The sequence below is a fragment of the Cedecea sp. P7760 genome (assembly GCF_013386425.1).
GTDB classification, from domain to species: Bacteria; Pseudomonadota; Gammaproteobacteria; order Enterobacterales; family Enterobacteriaceae; genus Cedecea; species Cedecea selenatireducens.
The window spans coordinates 185,661-200,204 of the sequence record NZ_JACARU010000008.1; the positions used below are offsets into that span (position 1 = coordinate 185,661).

Sequence of the window (14,544 nt, forward strand, 5' to 3'; positions counted from 1 at the left end):
TTTTATTGTTGATTATTGAATGTGATGGCGTTTCTGTTGCTTAATCGATGACAGAAACAACACAACAAAGAGAAAAGCCATGAAAACCGCCTGGATTGCTAAACAACGTCAGATTAGTTTTGTGAAAACCCATTTCTCCCGTCAGCTGGAAGAGAAGCTTGGCCTGATTGAAGTCCAGGCGCCGATCCTCAGCCGCGTGGGCGATGGTACACAGGACAACCTTTCTGGCAGCGAGAAAGCAGTGCAGGTAAAGGTGAAAACCTTGCCGCAGGCGCAGTTTGAAGTGGTGCATTCGCTGGCCAAATGGAAAAGAAAAACGCTAGGCCGGCATGACTTCAGCGCGGGCGAAGGGCTTTACACGCACATGAAAGCCCTTCGCCCCGATGAAGACCGTTTATCCCCTATTCACTCGGTCTATGTTGACCAGTGGGACTGGGAACGCGTGATGGGCGATGGCGAACGCCACACCGGCACGCTAAAACAAACCGTAGAGAGCATCTGGTCGGCAATTAAAGCTACCGAGGCTGAGGTTAGCGAACGGTTTGGCCTGGCCGCCTTCCTGCCGGAGAAAATCCATTTTGTTCATAGCGAAACGCTGCTGCAGCGCTTTCCGGGCCTGGATGCGAAAGGCCGCGAGCGCGCTATTGCTAAAGAGCTTGGGGCCGTCTTCTTGATAGGTATCGGCGGCAAGCTGTCGGACGGGAAGCGTCATGACGTTCGCGCCCCGGATTATGATGACTGGTCAACGAGCGGTGAAGGCGGGCTGGCGGGTCTGAACGGCGATATTCTGGTCTGGAACCCGGTGCTGGAAGATGCGTTAGAGCTCTCTTCTATGGGGATCCGCGTGGATGCAGAAACCCTGAAGCGCCAGCTGGCGACCACCGGAGATGAAGACAGGCTCCAGCTGGAGTGGCACCAGTCGCTGGTAAAAGGCGAGATGCCGCAAACCATCGGCGGCGGTATCGGCCAGTCTCGCCTGACAATGTTGCTGCTGCAGCTGCCGCACATCGGCCAGGTTCAGTGCGGCGTCTGGTCACCAGAAGTTCAGACTAAGGTTAGCGACCTGCTGTAAGCCTTAGCGCCGCCAGCGACGCAGCAGGCGGCTTCTCATCCCGGTGTCAAAGCGCCAGATATGGTCGAAAATGCGCATGATGCCGGGCTTGCCGTGCCCCGACATAGCGACGGCGTGAAAACGGTTCTGATACTGCCGCTGCAGCGCCTTCACGCTGCTGACGACATCATCCGGCAAGCGCTGGGCGATAAAATCAGAGATAACCACGGCATCGGCATCGTGCCAGTCTCCGGTCTGCATTTTCTCCAGGATTGAACGGAAGCAGCTGGCCAGATCCGTCCCACCGCTGAAATGCTGGCTTAAAAAGCGGATCGCCTGATCGATCCCGTCCCGCCCGCTCACCTCATAGCGCACGACTTCGCTGGAAAACAGCATAATAAAGCAGCGTCGGTTATCGGCGAGGGCAATACGCATCAGCGCGAGGCAAAAGGCTTTGGCGCATTGTTCGTTGAACCCGCCCATTGAGCCGGAAGTGTCCACGCAGACAATAAATGGCCCGCGGGGCTGCTCGTCAAAATCCTGATGGGCGACCGGACGTTCGATAATTTTTTCACGCCATGAATCACCGTGCAGGCGGTAAGTGAGCAGTTGCTTCTCCACCAGCCTGCGGTAGAACTCAAACTCCAGCTCGGTAATGCCCAGCGTTGCCAGCTCCGGCGGCAACAGACGCAGGATATCGTCGCTGCGCTGCAGGCCATCAACCTGTTCAGGGACGGTGGCTGGCTCCCGGACCAGCATACGCCATGGCTCGGTGGGGGAATCTTTACGCGGCACGGATTTCGCCTCGCGAGAGCGCCCCAGCTGCTCGGCAAGCTGCATCAGTTCCGGCTGGCCGGTAAGAAACTCACCGTATTGCACAATCAGCTGATAATCTCCGCGCTTCAGGGCGCCGCCGCTCATATCCCACAGCTTGCCGGCGGCCTTGTCGTTTTCCGCCAGCGCCGGGTCCAGCTGCCCGCTGAGCGCCAGCCGCGCCTGAATCTCGGCCAGAAGTTTATCGCGTTCATCTTCCAGCAGCTGTTGGTTAAGCGACGTGGCCTGTACAACCAGGCTTAGCCGCCAGCGCTGCAGAAACAGCGTATGCTGCGCCGGGGTGAAGTGCGGGTTCTCGGCCACCAGCGTTTTGGCCTGCTCATAGAACGGCGAGCCGAGTTTGTGCAGCAGCTGAATAATCTCCGGCAACCGGGTAATAAGCTGCCCGGTGCTGAGCAGCTGGCTTTGCTGGTAGCAAAGGACTTCCTGCGCCAGCTCATCCGGGACATGGCCGTCCTTCAGGCGGCCTTTGAGCTGGTCTCGCCAACGAGGTAAGTCTTCACTAACTGCTTTTTTCAAACGCGGGAATTTTTCGAAAAACACCGCCAGCTGCGGCGCAGCCAGCAGGGTAATGATTATTTCTTCTATCAGTTCACCTTCACCAATGGCGAGGATCATATCCAGCGTTTCAACGCTTATCATTGCCGCGCCTGTTTCAGCTGCGCGGCCACGTCCTGCAGGCTGGCTTCAATTTTCCCCAGCCAGTCGCTTTCTATAAACAGGCACTTTTGCTGATCGTTAAAGCGCTCGTGCTGCTGGTGAAGCGCAGCATCAAGATCGTCGAACTGCTTTTTGATCTCATCAGGCACGCCTTGTTGCTGGTGGCCCGGCAGCGCAAGCCGGGTGGCCTGAAGGCTGACATCGCGAATAGTCAGGTGCAGGCTGTTGTCTACCTCCAGATTAAGCAGCTGCGCAAAGCCAATCCCATTGAGCTTACCGCGGATCTCGCCTCCTTTATTAAGCCACTGAGCCAGCGCCTCACGTGCAAGGGTGATATGAATCACTTCGATATCGTGCAGTTTCAGCGGCTTTTGCAGTAAAAGCGTCAGCGTTTCGCCGGTTATCTCATCCGGTAGCTGATACTGCGGTTTGCGGCTGAACATGCCGGTCTGTTTGAGTACGGTAAAGGCATCCCGGTCGCTGCTTTGCTGCTGGAGCTGAAGGCGCCGCTGCACGATAGCGCTGAGTTTGCTGAGAATAGCCTGCTGTTGCCACGCGTGTCCGGTCATCAAAACTTCAATCTGCTGCTGCATTAAATTCATCGTCGCCGTGTCGTGCCACAGGCAGTCTTTCAGCAGGATAAGATCGATAGGTGCCACGGTATCGCGGCCGTTAAAGAAGGCGCTGGCCTGCAGCAGGCGAATGGCTTTTTTCCAGCGGCGGTCAGAAACATAAGGCGCCCCCGGCGTGGCCTCAAGCAGCTGTCTCAGGGTGAAGATAAGTTCAAAAACGTCCTCCGGCAGCGCGATGCTGCCAATTTGCTGCTGCCAGCTGAAATATTCTTCATCGGTAACCTGCAGGCTTTCGGTAACCGGATTAAAATTCTCGTCGTGCTGGCTGATGAGCATCGAACGGAAATTGCCTTTGTCCTGCACCTTGTCGAGCCACAGACGAATCAGCATGCGGTCATACAGCGCTTCCAGGCTGCTGTCCGCTTCGGGTAATTCGTTGGACGCGGCCACCAGCAGGCGCATCGGGATTTTTTCTTCACTGGCGCCGTTGCGAAAGCGGCGTTCGTTAATGGCGGTCAGCAAGGTATTTAAAATCGCCGGGCCTGCTTTCCAGATCTCATCCAGAAACACAATTTCGGCTTCCGGCAGATAGCCTGCGGTCAGGCGCTCGTAGCGTCCTTCATCTTTCAGGGCCTGAATAGAAAGCGGACCAAAAACTTCTTCTGGCGTTGAGAAGCGAGTCATTAGATATTCAAAGGCGCGCGCTTCGCGGAAAGCGAACTTAAGACGGCGAGCGATCAGGCTTTTCGCAATGCCCGGCGGGCCAAGTAAAAAGACGCTCTCGCCGCTGAGCGCCGCCAGCAAACAAAGGCGAACGGCGTGCTGACGCTCAAAAAGTCCTTTTTCCAGCGCCTGGCTGAGACGAGAAATTCTTTCAGCCAGCAAATGTGATTGAGCCATAATTAGCTTTGCATCCTTACGCGGTTAACCCTGTGGAGGAACGCGAGTATAGCGTTTATTTTTAGCCAGTTAATGTGCTGATTATGCCGCATGCAGCGTTTGAGCTGGGATAAGTCAAATGCATTTAGGAGTACGATTTACACAATTATCGTGCATACTGTGCGCCGTTTTGTGGGCCAAGGGACTAAGCACACGTTTTCGGGATTCCAACAAAAGATTAGTCTATGAGCGCTGATAATAAACAATCGTTGCCGGCCGTTACGCTGGCTGCTATCGGGGTTGTGTACGGTGATATAGGTACCAGCCCGCTTTATACCCTTCGTGAATGCCTGTCCGGGCAGTTTGGGTTTGGCGTTGAACGCGACGCCGTGTTTGGTTTTTTGTCGTTAATTTTTTGGCTGTTGGTTCTGGTCGTCTCCATTAAATACCTCACCTTTGTGATGCGTGCGGATAATGCCGGGGAAGGCGGGATCTTAACGCTGATGTCTCTGGCCGGGCGCAATACGACGGCCCGCATGACCTCGGTGCTGGTAATCATGGGGTTGATTGGCGGCAGCTTCTTCTACGGCGAGGTGGTTATCACGCCGGCGATATCGGTGATGTCGGCCATAGAAGGCCTGGAGATAGCCGCGCCGCAGCTGGACCAATACATCGTCCCTCTCTCTATTATTGTTCTGACGCTGCTGTTTATGATTCAGAAGCACGGCACCGGGATGGTGGGCAAGCTGTTTGCTCCGGTGATGTTGCTGTGGTTCCTGACGCTCGCCGTCCTGGGCGCGCGCAGTATTATCGGCAACCCGGAAGTCCTGCAGGCGCTTAACCCTGCCTGGGCGGTGAATTTCTTCGTGCAGTATAAAACGGTGTCGTTCGTTGCTCTCGGTGCGGTGGTGCTGGCGATAACCGGCGTTGAAGCGCTGTATGCCGATATGGGGCACTTCGGTAAGCTCCCGATTCGCATCGCATGGTTTATTGCGGTTCTGCCTTCTCTGGTCCTTAACTATTTTGGCCAGGGCGCGCTGCTGCTGAAGAACCCGGAAGCGATTAAAAACCCGTTCTTCCTGCTGGCGCCTGACTGGGCGCTGATCCCGCTGCTGATTCTGGCAACGCTGGCCACGGTTATCGCCTCTCAGGCCGTTATTTCCGGCGTCTTCTCGCTGACGCGTCAGGCGGTTCGTCTGGGCTATCTATCGCCAATGCGCATCATCCACACCTCGGAAATGGAGTCCGGGCAGATTTACATTCCAGCGATTAACTGGATCCTGTATATCGCCGTGGTGATTGTTATCGTTAGCTTTGAACACTCAAGCAACCTTGCGGCTGCTTACGGCATCGCGGTAACCGGCACGATGGTGCTGACCTCGATCCTCTGCTGTACCGTCGCGCGCAAAAACTGGCACTGGAATAAAATTGCCGTGCTCCTGATGTGCGTGGGCTTCCTGTTTATCGACGTGCCGCTGTTCTCGGCTAACCTCGAGAAAATCGTCTCCGGTGGCTGGCTGCCGCTCACGCTGGGCCTCGTCATGTTTACCATTATGACGACGTGGAAGAGCGAGCGCTTCCGCCTGCTGCGCCGCATGCACGAGCACGGTAATTCTCTGGAAGCGATGATTGCTTCGCTCGAGAAGTCGCCGCCGGTTCGCGTGCCGGGCACAGCGGTCTATATGTCCCGCGCTCTGAACGTGATTCCGTTTGCGATGCTGCATAACCTCAAGCACAACAAAGTGCTGCATGAGCGAGTGGTGCTGCTGACCCTGCGTACCGAAGATGCGCCGTACGTTCACAACGTGCGTCGTGTTTCCATTGAGCAGCTGTCGCCAACCTTCTGGCGCGTGGTGGCAAGCTACGGCTGGCGTGAAACGCCGAACGTGGAAGAGATTTTCCACCGCTGTGGCCTTGAGGGACTGAGCTGCCGGATGATGGAAACATCGTTCTTCATGTCGCACGAGTCGCTGATTATCGGCAAGCGTCCGTGGTATCTCCGCCTGCGCGGCAAGCTGTTCCTCGCCCTGCAGCGAAACGCTCTACGTGCGCCTGACCAGTTTGAGATCCCGCCGAACAGGGTTATCGAGCTGGGCACCCAGGTCGAGATTTAAGTTAGCGAATCAGTGCTGGTTTCAGATCTCAGGAACGATTCGGCATGATCCCCTCACCCCGGCCCTCTCCCACAGGGAGAGGGAGTAAACACTAAAAACGGTACTCAGGTACCGTTTTGCGTTTATTAGCGAAACGTTTCGATGTTGATCACACTTCTTTAACCTGGTGGTTGTTTAACCGCCATCTCATTTCCTACACTCATTGTCAGCGAAACGTTTCGCTAGTGGAGCAGGAAAATGAAGAAAGGTACCGTTCTTAACGCTGATATTTCGGCCGTTATCTCCCGTCTGGGGCACACCGATACGCTGGTGATTGCCGACGCCGGGCTGCCAATTCCGCGCAATACTCAGCGCATCGATCTGGCATTGACTCACGGCGTTCCGGGCTTTATGCAGGTCGTGGACGTGGTAACTCAGGAAATGCAGGTTGAGGCGGCAATCATTGCTTCTGAAATCAAACAACATAATCCCGCGCTTCACGAAACGTTGCTCAGTCACATTGAGCAACTGCAAAAACACCAGGGAAACACCATAACTATTCGTTACATCAGTCATGAGCAGTTCAAGCAGCACACCGCGGATGCACATGCGGTTATTCGCAGCGGGGAGTGTTCCCCGTATGCGAATATCATTCTCTGTGCTGGCGTAACCTTCTGAGGAGGCCAGTATGGAACCTTTACTGCAACTTAAAGGGATCGATAAATCGTTCCCTGGGGTGAAAGCCCTCTCTGGCGCGGCGCTGAACGTCTATCAGGGTCGTGCCATGGCGCTGGTGGGTGAAAACGGCGCCGGCAAATCCACCATGATGAAAGTCCTGACCGGGATCTACTCCAAAGATGCCGGTTCGCTGCTGTGGCTTGGGAAAGAAACGGCCTTCAGCGGGCCAAAAGCCTCCCAGGAAGCCGGCATCGGGATTATTCACCAGGAACTTAATCTCATCCCGCAGCTCAGCATTGCGGAAAACATCTTCCTTGGCCGCGAGTTTGTCGGGCGTTTTGGCAAAATTGACTGGAAGAAGATGTACCGGGAAGCCGACAAGCTGCTGGCGAAGCTGAATTTACGCTACACCAGCGAGCGCCTGGTAGGCGAACTGTCGATTGGCGATCAGCAAATGGTCGAAATAGCCAAGGTGCTGAGCTTCGAGTCAAAAGTCATCGTCATGGATGAGCCGACAGATGCGCTGACCGACACCGAAACCGAGTCGCTGTTCCGCGTCATCCGTGAGCTGAAGGCTCAGGGCTGCGGCATCGTGTACATCTCCCACCGCATGAAAGAGATCTTTGAAGTCTGCGACGACGTGACCGTTCTACGCGACGGGCAGTTTATCGCCGAGCGTGAAGTCTCCGCGCTCACCGAAGACACGCTTATCGAAATGATGGTTGGCCGCAAGCTTGAAGACCAGTATCCGCATCTGGACAAACAGCCGGGCGACATTCGCCTGCGGGTTGATAACGTGTCCGGCCCCGGCGTGAAAGAGGTTTCTTTCACGCTGCGCAAGGGCGAAATCCTCGGCGTGGCCGGACTGATGGGTGCCGGGCGTACCGAACTCATGAAGGTGCTGTATGGCGCGCTGCCGAGAACCGGCGGCTATGTGGCGCTGGATGGTCGCGAAGTGGTGACTCGCTCTCCGCAGGACGGGCTGGCAAACGGCATCGTTTACATCTCCGAAGACCGCAAGCGCGATGGCCTGGTACTGGGCATGTCGGTGAAAGAGAATATGTCGCTGACCGCGCTGCGCTATTTCAGCCGCGACGTTGGCAGCCTGAAGCATAAAGATGAGCAGCAGGCAGTGCAGGATTTCATTCGCCTGTTTAACGTCAAAACGCCTTCTATGGAGCAGCCAATTGGCCTGCTTTCCGGCGGCAACCAGCAGAAAGTCGCCATCGCGCGTGGCCTGATGACCCGTCCGAAAGTGCTGATCCTCGATGAGCCAACCCGCGGCGTTGACGTTGGGGCGAAAAAAGAAATTTATCAGTTAATTAACCAGTTTAAAGCCGAGGGTTTGAGCATCATTCTGGTGTCGTCCGAGATGCCGGAAGTGCTGGGCATGAGCGACCGCATCATGGTTATCCACGAAGGGCGACTGAGCGGGGAGTTCTCCCGAGAAGACGCTACCCAGGAGGCGCTGATGGCCGCGGCCGTTGGTAAGCTTAATCGAGTGAATCAGGAGTTAGATAAATGAGTACCCAGACCGTGTCCACCCGTCGCTGGTTCACCAAAGCGTGGCTGTTGGAGCAAAAATCGCTGATCGCTCTGCTGGTGCTGATTGCGATTGTTTCAGCGCTGAGCCCGAACTTCTTTACCGTGAATAACCTGTTCAACATCCTGCAGCAAACCTCGGTTAACGCCATTATGGCGGTGGGGATGACGCTGGTCATTCTGACCTCCGGGATCGACCTGTCCGTCGGTTCTCTTCTGGCGCTGACCGGGGCGGTGGCCGCCTCTATTGTTGGCTTTGAGGTTAATGCGCTGGTGGCCGTTGCCGCCGCGCTGGCTCTGGGGGCTGCTATTGGCGCCGTGACCGGGGTGATTGTTGCGAAAGGGCGAGTTCAGGCCTTTATCGCCACGCTGGTGATGATGCTGCTGCTGCGTGGGGTGACGCTGGTTTACACCAACGGCAGCCCGATGAATACCGGCTTCTCGGACAATGCAGACCTGTTTGGCTGGTTCGGTATTGGCCGTCCGCTGGGGATCCCAACGCCGGTCTGGATTATGGCTGTTGTCTTCCTGGCCGCATGGTACATGCTGCACCATACCCGCCTGGGGCGTTATATCTATGCGCTCGGTGGGAACGAAGCGGCGACGCGCCTGTCCGGGATTAGCGTCAACAAAGTGAAAATCATCGTTTACTCTATGTGTGGTCTGCTGGCGTCGCTCGCGGGGATCATCGAAGTCGCGCGTCTTTCTTCTGCGCAGCCTACGGCGGGTGCGGGATACGAACTGGATGCTATCGCGGCGGTCGTGCTGGGTGGTACCAGCCTGGCAGGCGGTAAAGGTCGCATTGTCGGTACGCTTATCGGGGCATTGATCCTCGGCTTCCTGAACAATGGCCTGAATTTATTAGGTGTTTCTTCTTATTACCAGATGATCGTCAAAGCGGTGGTTATTTTGCTGGCGGTGCTGGTGGACAATAAAAAGCAGTAAAACCATAACCCTACAGGACATCTGACTATGAATATGAAAAAACTGGCTACCCTGGTTTCCGCTGTCGCCCTGAGCGCCACCGTAAGCGCTAACGCCATGGCAAAAGATACCATCGCGCTGGTGGTGTCTACCCTGAACAACCCGTTCTTCGTATCGCTTAAAGACGGCGCGCAGAAAGAGGCCGACAAGCTGGGCTACAACCTGGTGGTGCTGGATTCACAAAACAACCCGGCGAAAGAGCTGGCTAACGTGCAGGACTTAACCGTTCGCGGCACCAGGCTTATGCTGATCAACCCAACCGATTCCGACGCGGTGGGTAATGCCGTTAAAATGGCAAATCAGGCTAAAATCCCGGTGATTACCCTCGACCGTATCGCAAACCAGGGTACCGTGGTGAGCCACATTGCTTCTGATAACGTTGCCGGCGGGAAAATGGCCGGTGATTTCATCGCTAAGAAACTGGGTGAAGGCGCGAAAGTCATTGAACTGCAGGGTATTGCAGGCGCTTCCGCTGCTCGTGAGCGTGGCGAAGGTTTCAAGCAGGCCGTTGCCGCACATAAACTTGACGTGCTGGCGAGCCAGCCGGCTGACTTCGACCGCACTAAAGGTCTGAACGTTATGCAGAACCTGCTGACCGCGCACCCTAACGTTCAGGCGGTATTCGCTCAGAACGATGAAATGGCACTGGGTGCCCTGCGTGCGCTGCAAACCGCGGGTAAATCTGATGTACTGGTCGTTGGTTTTGACGGTACGGCCGACGGCGTGAAGGCAGTAGAAGGCGGCAAGCTGGGCGCGACTGTTGCCCAGATGGCTGACCAGATCGGCGTTATCGGTGTGGAAACCGCCGATAAAGTGCTGAAAGGCGAGAAAGTGGATGCGAAAATCCCGGTCGACTTGAAACTGATCACCAAATAAGACGCAAAGAAAAGCAGGGCATCGCGCCGCTCAGCAATGAGTGGCGCACTCAAACTGGATATCAAGATATGAAAAGCACTGGCAAACTCGTCGTTCTGGGCAGCATCAACGCTGACCACATCCTCAACCTCGAACATTTCCCAACCCCGGGCGAAACCGTCACCGGGCAGGGCTATCAGGTGGCGTTCGGCGGTAAAGGCGCGAACCAGGCCGTGGCGGCCGGGCGTAGCGGGGCCGACATCGCGTTTATTGCCTGTGTGGGTGATGACGATACCGGCAGCCGAGTTTGTAAGCAGCTTGCCAGTGATAACATTGATACTTCGCCAATCAGCACGATTAAAGATGAAGCCACCGGCGTCGCGCTGATTTTCGTCAATGGCGCAGGTGAAAACGTTATTGGGATCCACGCTGGCGCTAACGCGGCCTTAACTCCTGGGCTGGTTGAGGCGGAACAGCAGAAAATCGCCGAAGCTTCTGCTTTATTAATGCAGCTGGAATCTCCGCTCGAAAGCGTGCTGGCGGCGGCGAAAATTGCCCATCAGCACCAGACCAAAGTTATTCTTAATCCGGCCCCGGCCTGTGAACTCTCCGATGAGCTTCTGGCGCTGCTGGATATGATCACCCCGAACGAAACCGAGGCGGAAAAGCTGACCGGCGTGCGCGTTGAGAGCGACGAAGATGCCGCCAAAGCCGCTGAAGTGCTTCACGGGAAGGGGATCGACACGGTAATTATCACCCTCGGCAGCCGTGGCGTATGGCTCAGCGAAAATGGCAGCGGCAAACGCGTGCCGGGCTTTAAGGTCAAAGCTGTTGATACTATTGCTGCCGGCGACACCTTTAACGGCGCGCTGGTTACCGCGCTGCTGGAAGATAAGCCGATGGAAGACGCCGTGAGATTCGCTCATGCCGCAGCCGCGATTGCCGTAACGCGTAAAGGCGCCCAGCCTTCCGTGCCGTGGCGTCAGGAGATTGACGAGTTTCTGCAACAGCAGAGGTAAGCTATGGCTACCATGAAAGACGTCGCCCGCCTGGCGGGCGTTTCTACTTCTACCGTTTCGCACGTCATTAATAATGACCGCTTCGTGAGCGATGCTATTCGCCAGAAGGTAGAGGAAGCTGTTAAAACTCTGAATTATGCCCCTTCTGCGCTGGCGCGAAGCTTAAAGCTCAATCAAACCCATACTATCGGCATGCTGATCACAGCGAGTAGCAACCCGTTCTATTCTGAACTGGTTCGCGGCGTTGAACGCAGCTGCTTTGAGCGCGGCTACAGCCTGGTGCTGTGCAATACCGAAGGCGATGAGCATCGCATGAACCGAAATCTGGAAACGCTGCTGCAAAAGCGCGTGGATGGATTGCTGCTGCTGTGCACCGAAACACATCAGCCTTCGCCTGAAATCATCAACCGCTACCCGACTATCCCTACCGTAATGATGGACTGGGCTCCGTTTGAGGGGCTGAGCGATGTGATTCAGGATAACTCGCTGCTCGGCGGGGAAATGGCCACGCAGCATCTGATCGACAATGGCTATGCCCGCATTGCCTGCATTGCCGGGCCGCAGGACAAAACGCCGGCCAGGCTGCGCCTTGAAGGCTACCGTAAAGCCATGGATCAGGCCGGGCTGGCTATCCTCCCGGGCTATGAAATTATCGGTGACTTTGAGTTTCAGGGCGGGTTTAGCGCCATGAGCGAGCTGCTCACGCTCAAGGAAAGGCCAGATGCAGTATTTATGGGCAATGACGCGATGGCCGTGGGCGCTTACCATGCTTTATATCAGGCTGGCCTTAGCGTGCCGCAGGATATGGCGGTGATTGGCTACGATGATATTGACTTGCTCGCTACATGACGCCGCCGCTGACGACCATTCATCAGCCTAAAGATGAGCTCGGCGAACTGGCTGTGGATGTGCTGATCCACCGGATGGGGCAGCCCGATCTGGCGCAGCAGCGTTTACTGCTGACGCCAGAGCTGGTGGAACGAAGGTCCGTTTAAGACTTGTGACGTTCTTTTATTAAGTTGCGCCCGTCTTTTGGGCGCAGCAGCAGAAATACCGCCGAAGAGACCAGCGTTATCGCACCCATCGTCAAGAGGGTGTAGTGGAACTGCTCGATGGTATTAACGCTCTCAACACCTTCCCATGCACGCAGCACCGCCGCGCTCACCGCAACCCCAAGGCTGATTGAAAGTTGCTGAGTTACGGCCAGCACGCTATTACCGCTGCTGGCGTTCTCATCCGTCAGGTCGGCAAGAGTGATGGTGTTCATGGCCGTAAACTGCGTCGACATCGCCATCCCTAATATAAAGAGGGGAAGGATCAGCAGCCAGACTTCCATCCCCGGCGACTGTAGTGAGAACTGGGCAATGAGCAGGCCGATGACCACTGTTATCCCCACCAGCGTTTTACGATAGCCCAGCCAGCGCAGTACCTGAGTCACCGTCGATTTGGCCAGCAGTGAACCTACGGCGGTCGGCGCCATCATGCAGCCAGCCAGTAGCGCTGAATAACCAAAACCGACCTGCAGCATGAGCGGCATTAAAAAAGGGACGCAGCCGGTACCGAGGCGCGAGGCTATATTGCCGACGATGCCAACCGAGAAGGTGCGCGTTTTAAAGAGAGGAAGGGGAATAAGCGGCGTTGGAACGCGGCGAGCATGCCAGACATACGCCAGCAGCAGTAAAATACCGCCCAGGATAACCAGCATTCCTATATAGCTGGCGACAATGCGCTCACCAAATAACTCAACCCCGCTGGAGATCAGAACCAGGCCCGCGCCAAACATCAGGAAGCCGCTCATATCAAACCTGCGCTTCGGCGTGGTGAAATTGGGCATGTATTTGCGGGCATACAGCAGGCCCAGAATGCCAATCGGGATATTGATTAAAAAGATCCAGTGCCAGCTTGCCCAGGTCACCAGCACGCCACCGAGCAGCGGGCCAATAATGGGGCCGACCAGGCCGGGCATGGTGACAAAGTTGAGCACTGGGAGTAATTCGCTGCGCGGATAAGCCCGAAGCAGCGCCAGGCGGGCTACCGGCATCATCATTGCCCCGCCAATCCCCTGAATCACGCGGAAGATGACCAGCTGAGTTAGCGACCCGGACATAGCGCAGGCGAAGGAGCCGAGAGTAAACAGACTAACGGCCAGCATAAATACCCGCCGTGTGCCGAAGCGGTCGGCTAACCAACCGCTTACCGGGATAAGCATCGCAACGGTTAGGGTGTAGCTAATAATGGCGGCCTGCATGGCCAGCGGCGAGCGATTGAGGCTATGGGCTATTGCCGGAAGCGCGGTATTAAGTATGGTGGCATCCAACGCCTGCATAAAGAAAGCCATTGCGGCTATCCATGGCAGGCCGGCCATGCTGCGTGCTGTTTTCGTCATTATTATCCTGAAGGTTAAGTGCGCCTTAGACTACCGATGAGCGACGGGTTCCTTTAATAGCGCCACGCAGGCATTAAAGGCGGCCTGCTCCTCTCCCTGAGTAATGGCATCAACAATCGCCTGATGCAAATCGAGCTTAATGACTTCGTTATCGGTAATCGCGGTGAAGTAATTGTAATAAATCGACCTGAATAAGTTCGCGAAAGATGTCATGAAAGGGTTACCACTCATTTCATAGATAATTTCGTGGTAGGCCATGTCCACCTCAATCCACCGCTGCCGGTCAAAGGTGTGCTGAAGTTCGGTCATTTGCGCCATCAGCTGGGCCAGCTTTGCGCGCTGCGCTTCATTACTATTAATCGCGGCTAACGCGCAGGCCTGTGGCTCCAGGCTATTACGCATAATTAAAAACTCTTCTACTACATGGCTGAAGTTATCTTTGGTCATCCACCAGGCTATCAGTTCCTTATCAAGGAAGTTCCAATGGCTGCGAGGCATAACGCGAGTGCCAATCCGTGGGCGGGGCAGCAGCATACCTTTAGCGGCAAGCGTCTTTACGGCTTCGCGAACGGCGGTTCGGCTGACGCCGTATAAGTCACCCAGCTCCATTTCGCCCGGAAGAATGCTTCCTGCGGCATATTCTCCCTTCAGAATTCTTTGGGCTAATTTCTCTGCCAGCACGTAAGAAAGGTTTTTTTGGGCGGCAAGTTGTTGAGTGGATAAAGACATGACGCAATTCCTTTAGCAGTATTTCTTGCCTTAGTATGCCACCGGCAGTGATTTTGCGGTGATTTATGCAGCAAATATCCCGATATTGCTGGCTTTCTGCGCGCCGTTGGTGAAAAAGAATGCGGTCAGAAAGTTTTTTCAAATTAGGGGTTGTCAGGCTCTGAGAACTCCCTATAATGCGCCTCCACTGACACGGCAAAGCGGCTTCGAAAGCGGCTTAACAACCCGGTAGTCAGTCAGATGAAAGCGAAAATAAACGCTT

General features: G+C 55.5%; 11 protein-coding genes and 1 pseudogene. 8 read left to right on the forward strand and 4 right to left on the reverse strand.

Annotation, left to right across the window (positions count from 1 at the left end):
• Positions 1 to 79 precede the first annotated feature (79 nt).
• Positions 80 to 1,072, forward strand: coding sequence for an aspartate--ammonia ligase (gene asnA, locus HX778_RS03710; protein WP_176981317.1), 993 nt, complete (start codon positions 80 to 82; stop codon positions 1,070 to 1,072).
• Positions 1,073 to 1,075: 3 nt separating this feature from the next.
• Here the strand turns inward: asnA and viaA are convergent, their stop codons facing one another.
• Positions 1,076 to 2,527 (reverse strand): ATPase RavA stimulator ViaA, encoded by a 1,452-nt coding sequence (viaA, locus tag HX778_RS03715; protein WP_176981318.1) that lies wholly within the window; start codon positions 2,525 to 2,527, stop codon positions 1,076 to 1,078.
• On the reverse strand, positions 2,524 to 4,017 hold the full coding sequence (ravA, locus tag HX778_RS03720) for an ATPase RavA (protein ID WP_176981319.1): 1,494 nt from the start codon (positions 4,015 to 4,017) through the stop codon (positions 2,524 to 2,526). The genes viaA and ravA overlap by 4 nt, the downstream gene beginning before the upstream one ends.
• Before the next feature lie 224 nt (positions 4,018 to 4,241).
• Here ravA and kup point away from each other — a divergent pair, with 224 nt between their 5' ends.
• From kup to rbsR, 7 genes and pseudogenes are all read left to right on the forward strand, one after another.
• A complete protein-coding gene (kup, locus tag HX778_RS03725; protein ID WP_038477290.1) occupies positions 4,242 to 6,110 on the forward strand; it encodes a low affinity potassium transporter Kup in 1,869 nt (622 codons plus the stop codon).
• Positions 6,111 to 6,347: 237 nt separating this feature from the next.
• Positions 6,348 to 6,767, forward strand: a complete 420-nt coding sequence (gene rbsD, locus HX778_RS03730) for a D-ribose pyranase (protein WP_038477287.1) — start codon at positions 6,348 to 6,350, stop codon at positions 6,765 to 6,767.
• Positions 6,768 to 6,777: 10 nt separating this feature from the next.
• Positions 6,778 to 8,292: a ribose ABC transporter ATP-binding protein RbsA gene (rbsA, locus tag HX778_RS03735; protein WP_038477284.1), complete on the forward strand. Its 1,515-nt coding sequence runs from the start codon at positions 6,778 to 6,780 to the stop codon at positions 8,290 to 8,292.
• Complete coding sequence (gene rbsC / locus HX778_RS03740; RefSeq protein ID WP_038477281.1) at positions 8,289 to 9,254, forward strand: ribose ABC transporter permease; 966 nt, start codon at positions 8,289 to 8,291, stop codon at positions 9,252 to 9,254. The genes rbsA and rbsC overlap by 4 nt, the downstream gene beginning before the upstream one ends.
• Before the next feature lie 27 nt (positions 9,255 to 9,281).
• Positions 9,282 to 10,169, forward strand: coding sequence for a ribose ABC transporter substrate-binding protein RbsB (gene rbsB / locus HX778_RS03745; RefSeq protein WP_176981320.1), 888 nt, complete (start codon positions 9,282 to 9,284; stop codon positions 10,167 to 10,169).
• Between the two features lie 68 nt (positions 10,170 to 10,237).
• On the forward strand, positions 10,238 to 11,167 hold the full coding sequence (gene rbsK, locus HX778_RS03750) for a ribokinase (protein ID WP_176981321.1): 930 nt from the start codon (positions 10,238 to 10,240) through the stop codon (positions 11,165 to 11,167).
• A gap of 3 nt (positions 11,168 to 11,170) precedes the next feature.
• Positions 11,171 to 12,162: pseudogene (gene rbsR / locus HX778_RS03755) on the forward strand (ribose operon transcriptional repressor RbsR).
• On the opposite strand, the gene mdtD reads toward rbsR, so the two are convergent.
• Entirely contained in the window at positions 12,159 to 13,553 is a 1,395-nt protein-coding gene (mdtD, locus tag HX778_RS03760; RefSeq protein ID WP_038477269.1) for a multidrug transporter subunit MdtD, read from the reverse strand. The pseudogene rbsR and the gene mdtD overlap by 4 nt on opposite strands.
• A gap of 30 nt (positions 13,554 to 13,583) precedes the next feature.
• Positions 13,584 to 14,282, reverse strand: coding sequence for a FadR/GntR family transcriptional regulator (locus tag HX778_RS03765; protein WP_176981322.1), 699 nt, complete (start codon positions 14,280 to 14,282; stop codon positions 13,584 to 13,586).
• Positions 14,283 to 14,544: the final 262 nt, after the last annotated feature.